Source organism: Chamaesiphon polymorphus CCALA 037, assembly GCF_003003845.1.
Lineage (GTDB): Bacteria > Cyanobacteriota > Cyanobacteriia > Cyanobacteriales > Chamaesiphonaceae > Chamaesiphon > Chamaesiphon polymorphus.
This window is the reverse complement of the sequence record NZ_PVWO01000401.1, coordinates 1-5,519: the sequence shown is the minus strand read 5'-3', so window position 1 is coordinate 5,519 and position 5,519 is coordinate 1. Positions and strand designations below refer to the sequence as shown.

At 50.9% G+C, this 5,519-nt stretch carries 2 protein-coding genes; both read right to left on the bottom strand.

Features of this window, described 5'->3' with window-relative positions; translation table 11 throughout:
• Positions 1-53 precede the first annotated feature (53 nt).
• Positions 54-3,521: a non-ribosomal peptide synthetase gene (locus C7B77_RS22865; protein WP_106310338.1), complete on the bottom strand. Its 3,468-nt coding sequence runs from the start codon at positions 3,519-3,521 to the stop codon at positions 54-56.
• Between the two features lie 331 nt (positions 3,522-3,852).
• Positions 3,853-5,382, bottom strand: coding sequence for a 3-oxoacyl-[acyl-carrier-protein] synthase III C-terminal domain-containing protein (locus tag C7B77_RS22860; protein WP_106310335.1), 1,530 nt, complete (start codon positions 5,380-5,382; stop codon positions 3,853-3,855).
• Positions 5,383-5,519: the final 137 nt, after the last annotated feature.

Sequence of the window (5,519 nt, the reverse complement as noted above, 5' to 3'; positions counted from 1 at the left end):
AGGTTATCCAGATCCCCGACTTCTTTGAGAAGTCGGGGATCTGATGCCCACTCTTATTTACTCGCCAACTTAGACCTTTCCAATCGTTGCTTCAACCGATCTTTCCCCTGACTTAACTTCTGTCGATCCTCAACACTTTGCTGACCCAAATCATTAACATCCTTAACCTGCATCAACCGCTGAGCCAAAGCCCTCACCGTTGGATAATTAAACAAATCAACCAACGAAATCGACGCAATTCGATCTGGTAAAACTTCTCCTAACTTGCGATAAACTGTGGTAATCAACAGTGAATTGGCACCAAGATCGAAGAAATTATTAGTAACTCCAATCTCCTCGATTTCTAATACTTCTTGAAAAATGGACGCGATCGATCGTTCGATTTCATTCTGCGGAGCTGCATAAACTACAGCTCGCGATCGAAATAGATCCAATTGGGTAGGTAATGCTTGCCTGTCAACTTTGCCATTAACTGATAGTGGCAAGGCATCCAAAAACATGAAACTCGATGGCACCATATAATCGGGGAGTTTGCGCCCCAGGGAGTCGCTAAGTTCCTCGACGGTGGGTACATCCGGTTTTCCAGACACGATATAAGCGACTAACCGCGCCTGTTGGCTGTCGCCGATGACTTTGACGATCGCAGTTTGCACGGCGGGATGTTGCATCAGTGCCGCTTCTACTTCTCCAGCTTCGATTCGATAGCCGCGTAGCTTGATTTGAAAGTCTACCCGTCCCAAAATTTCGATCGTGCCATCGGGTAAATAACGACCGCGATCGCCTGTACGATAGAGTCGTTCGCCCGTGCGCGGATGAATGATAAAGTTCGCCTGCGTTCTGTCCTCATCGCGCCAATAACCCTTGGCTACCTGCACGCCAGCACAATACATTTCTCCCGCTACCCAGGTGGGACAGTTATTTAAAGCTGGATTTAAGATGTAATACTTAGCGTTCGCCATCGGTTGCCCGTAGGGGATACTTTTCCAGGTGGGATCGACTGCGCCGATTTGATAACCGATATTCCAGATTGTAGTTTCGGTGGGGCAGCCAATACTCAATAATTCGATCGCGGGCACGACGGCTCGAATCCGCTCTGGCAGCGTCGGTGGCAGCCAATCCCCACCTAAAATCGCCAAGCGCAAACTAGTTGTAAATGGGGTATCGCCGACGGCATTTACCAACATTTCCATCATCGGCGGGACGGAGTTCCACAATGTTACACGTTCGCGCTGGATTAATTCCGCCCAATGGTTGGGATCTTTCACCAGTAGCGCATCGGGGATGACGATCGATCCACCCGCCGCCAGCAGTCCGAAGATGTCATACACGGATAAGTCGTGATTGAGCGCGGTTACAGCTAACATGCGATCGGTAGATCCGACCTGAAACCGTTGGTTGGTATACACTACTACGTTAGCCACATTCCGATGTGTTACCATCACCCCTTTCGGTAAGCCAGTGGAACCGGAGGTGTAGATTACATACGCCAAATCGTCGGGAGTTTGGACGGATGCGAGCGGCGCGGCACTCTCTGTTGTTAAATCTTCAGTATCGATCGCTAATCGCTGAATCTGCTCGTCCCAAGGTAATTTGTCATCCAACCAGGATTGAGTGAGGACGATCTGGATGTCGCTATGTTTGAGTAAATATTGAAGGCGTTCCGGTGGTAGATCGGGAGAGATCGGCACGTAAGCCCCTCCAGATGCCAAAATCCCCATCACGGCAACGATCTGTTCCCAGCCCTTTTCCATCACCACGCCGATTAATCGATTCGGCTGTGCCCCAAGCTGTCGCAAGCGACGAGCGAGGCTATTAGCGCGCTCGCTCAATTCTCGATAAGTTAGGGATTTACCCGTAGCGATAACGGCCATATTATCGGGCTGTTGTAACACGCGATCGGCAAATAGCTCGTGTAATAGTGCCTCAGAAATCGGTGCATCGGTTGCATTCACCGCCTGCCGTGCTATTAATTGCGCTGGCGGCAGTAGTTGCGGATTTGGCTCGTGCCAGATGGCATCATCATCGGCCAGATGTTGGAGCAAATCGCAGTAAGCGGCAAACATATCATCGATCGCACCTGCGGGAAATAGTTCTTCCACCACATCCCAATTGAATGTCAGCGTTTCTTGCTCCTCCCACACTTGAATATCCATCCAAGCTTGCGAGGCTTGACTGATGCCATACACCAACTCCCCAAAACGGCTGAATGTCAAGGTTTCCTGACCGATGCCCGCAAATCCCAGCGTACTCGTAAAGATGACAGGCATCGCATTCGGGACATTCCCTTGGCGGCGAGTGAGTTCCCGCGTCACGCGCACCCCACTATAGTAGCGGTGCTCCAAATCTTGCCAGAGTTGGGTTTGAATCCGCAGTGCTCGATCGCGGAACGATTCAGACGTAGAATTATCTATCCCTAGCAGCGTTACCGAGGTGAAATCTCCCAACAGCCGATCGACATGAGGATGCAACGGCAAGCGATTGAATAGTGCCAAATTGAGTGTAAATTGCGGATTCTGGCTCCACAGGGCGAGAATTTCGGCAAACGCAGCCAGTAACATCCCCGAAGGAGTCAGCCCGATATTTTTGGCTTTCTGCTTCAGCCGCTGCCAATCTGCCATCTCCATTTGCGCGTTGTAACGCCGACAGCGGTGCTGTTTGAGTTCCTTGGGGCTTTTCGCCAAGGGTAAATCGGGTGCGGGTGGGAGCTTGTCGATGCGATCGAGCCAATATGCCCGAGATCGCTTGTATAGCTCCGTTTGACAGAGGTTTTGCTCGGCGATCGCATAATCCCGAAACGAGATATCTAACGATCGCAACACGCACTCCGGCTGTTGATAAACTTGAAACCACTCCTCAAACAGCCGAAACAAGCTCCACGCATCAAATACCAGCAGATCGTAACTAATGTGCAACCGCAATCGCGCCCCATCCAACCGCGTAGCGCGGAAATCAAACAACGGAAAGCGATCGGCTGGTAATACCTGATGAGACATCTCCTCTCGAATCGCCTCTAATCCAGCCTCAATTTCACTCTCAGCCTGCCCCCGCAAATCCACAACTGGCATCTGATAAAGCGGTACTTCCGCCAAAATTCGCTGCTGTCCGTCCGGCATTACCACCGCCCGTAACATATCGTGTCGATCGATTAATCGTTGGAGCGCGCTATTCAATCGATCGACATCCAGATCGCCGCCTTCAATTTCGTAATAACCATGATTGGAAACACCACCGAGTTCCAAAATCCCACTCCGCCCGATCCAAAAAGCGTGTTGCATATCCGTCAGCGGAAACGGTTCGTAACGCGCTGCTGGTGCTGCCACGAGCGCGGGTAAATCGTTGATAGGCTGGCGATCGCGATGTTGCTGCAATAACGCTACAATCTCGGCTTTCTGCGCTTTCAGTGCGTCGCGCACTTCAGGGGTTAATGTCCCCTGGGGCGCATCGACAATCAGTGCATCTCCTTCAATGGATAGTTTAATTCCGCGATCGGCTAGTGAGTCGATTAGTAAATGTAGATTCATAAATAATTGAGAATTGAGAATTGAGAATTGAGAATTAAATAACGTCAGACATCGTAAGGTACCAACTTGTAAGTAATAACTAGCTCCGTTTCGGCACTGCCCTCAAATGAATTTGGGGCTAAGAGCTAAAGTTCTCTAAAGAGAACTGCCGGAGTCTATTTGGGACAAGGAAATATAGATCTAGTTTTCTTGAGAGAACTGCTGAACTCTCTTCAGTCCATTTCAATGGACTTTCGCTCTTAGCCCGAAATTCATTTCAGGGCGGTTGATGACTAAGCACTAGTTTCAAGATCTGTTGGTTGGGCTAAAAGATAAAACCCAACACCCCACATTACAAACTAAACACCTCTCGCCCCGATCGATCCACATCGCCCTCATCTCTCACCACCCCTCCCATCATTTCCGCGATCGCCATGCGATCGAGTAAAAATTCCGTTAGATCGCGAATATTCCGCTCCCCCAAAAACTGTTCCATCGGCACCCGAATTTCCAAACTAGCTTCGAGTTGACTCCGAAAAATCGTTGCCAGCAAAGAATCTAACAACGTCGTCAGCACCACTTGCGGATCGAGATCGGTTGGTGACAGTTGGCGTAAATTGGCTAACGACTCTACTAAATAAGGTTCGAGAATGGCATGACGATCGCCTGAAGGCACTGCCAGCAGTCGTTCTTTAATCCCCTTACCAGTACTCGCAACCGCATTACTGGCTAACGGGACGAAACTCTCGACCGCCTTGGTGGCGCGCTTCGCGTTCGTCGATCGAATCGTCACCAACTCAGTACTAGCACTACCCAACGCCACATTTCCCCAGCGCATCACCATCGCCGCTGCCGTTGCTCCCGCACCATTGGCATATACCAGCACCAGATCGTCGGGGCGAATTTTGCCACTAGCTGCGGCGTGATAGAGATTTGCCAGGGGAAAAACGGGGCCGATATTGGCGTATGTCGGGTAGAGATCGATAACCCGCTCAGGATCGATTCCCAGAGCTTTAGCGCAAACGCTGGCATACCAAGCCGTCGGGGTATTAAACGCAAAATAATCGATCCGATCGAGACTCATCCCCGCCGCTGCTACCGCTGACTGACAGCACTCGCGGACGGTATCGGCTGCCGTTACTGCTAGGCTGCTGACATTTTCCCCCGTCCCAGTTTGAATGCGCGGATTGCCGTGCGAATCGATCGTCAGTTCGTGAGTATATGCCCCGCAAGTCGCGATCGTCGGGACGATCTGCATACTGAGAATGCCGCGCTCCGCTCCATCTGCCCCAACCACCATCGCCCCCGCCCCATCGCCCATCGACCACGAGAGAGTATCGGCATCATTTACCGCCTGAGAGCCAATGTGGGACACCACGATCAAAATCTGGCGATAGGTGCCAGCTCGAACGAACGCCTGGGCGGTTTGGAGCGCGATTAAGGCACTGGCACAAGTGGATTCGAGATTCCACGCCGGACAGCTCAATCCCAATTGCTGGGCGAGATGAGTCGCCAAACCTGGGCCGACATCACTGGGAAACAGGGAAGAGACGATCGCTAGATCTATATCTGCCGCCGTCAGCTTTGCCGCAGCTAGAGCCGATCGCGCTGCCTGACACTCTAGCAGTAGAGATGATTCCTCCCCCTTCACTACCCGCCGCTGGACGCTGCCTCGAAACGGATCGGCTAAAAAAGGCGTAACTTCTTGCAGCCACAGATCGATCCCACTAGGAACGGGAATTAAGTCGGTAGCTGGAGTGCGCCTGACTTCTCGCTGTTTGGTTTGGGCGAATGAGTCGGGAAACTTTTCCAGCCAATAATCGTTGGTGCGAATGGTCTGGGGAAAGTTGATGGCAAGCGATCGAATACTAACTGACTGCATGGTAGATGCCAATTTTTAGTTTAGATTTTTGAATATTATTCTCATTAATTTTTAGAGAATATGGCTCGATATTTAAAAGTTATCTTGGATTAGGGGATTGAAAGTCACAGCAAGGATTGGAGAATTGAGGTAGAGGC

Coding starts and splice junctions, on each gene's coding strand:
- C7B77_RS22865 (WP_106310338.1), bottom strand. CDS start 3,521: ATGAATCTACATTTACTAATCGACTCACTAGCCGATCGCGGAATTAAA.
- C7B77_RS22860 (WP_106310335.1), bottom strand. CDS start 5,382: ATGCAGTCAGTTAGTATTCGATCGCTTGCCATCAACTTTCCCCAGACC.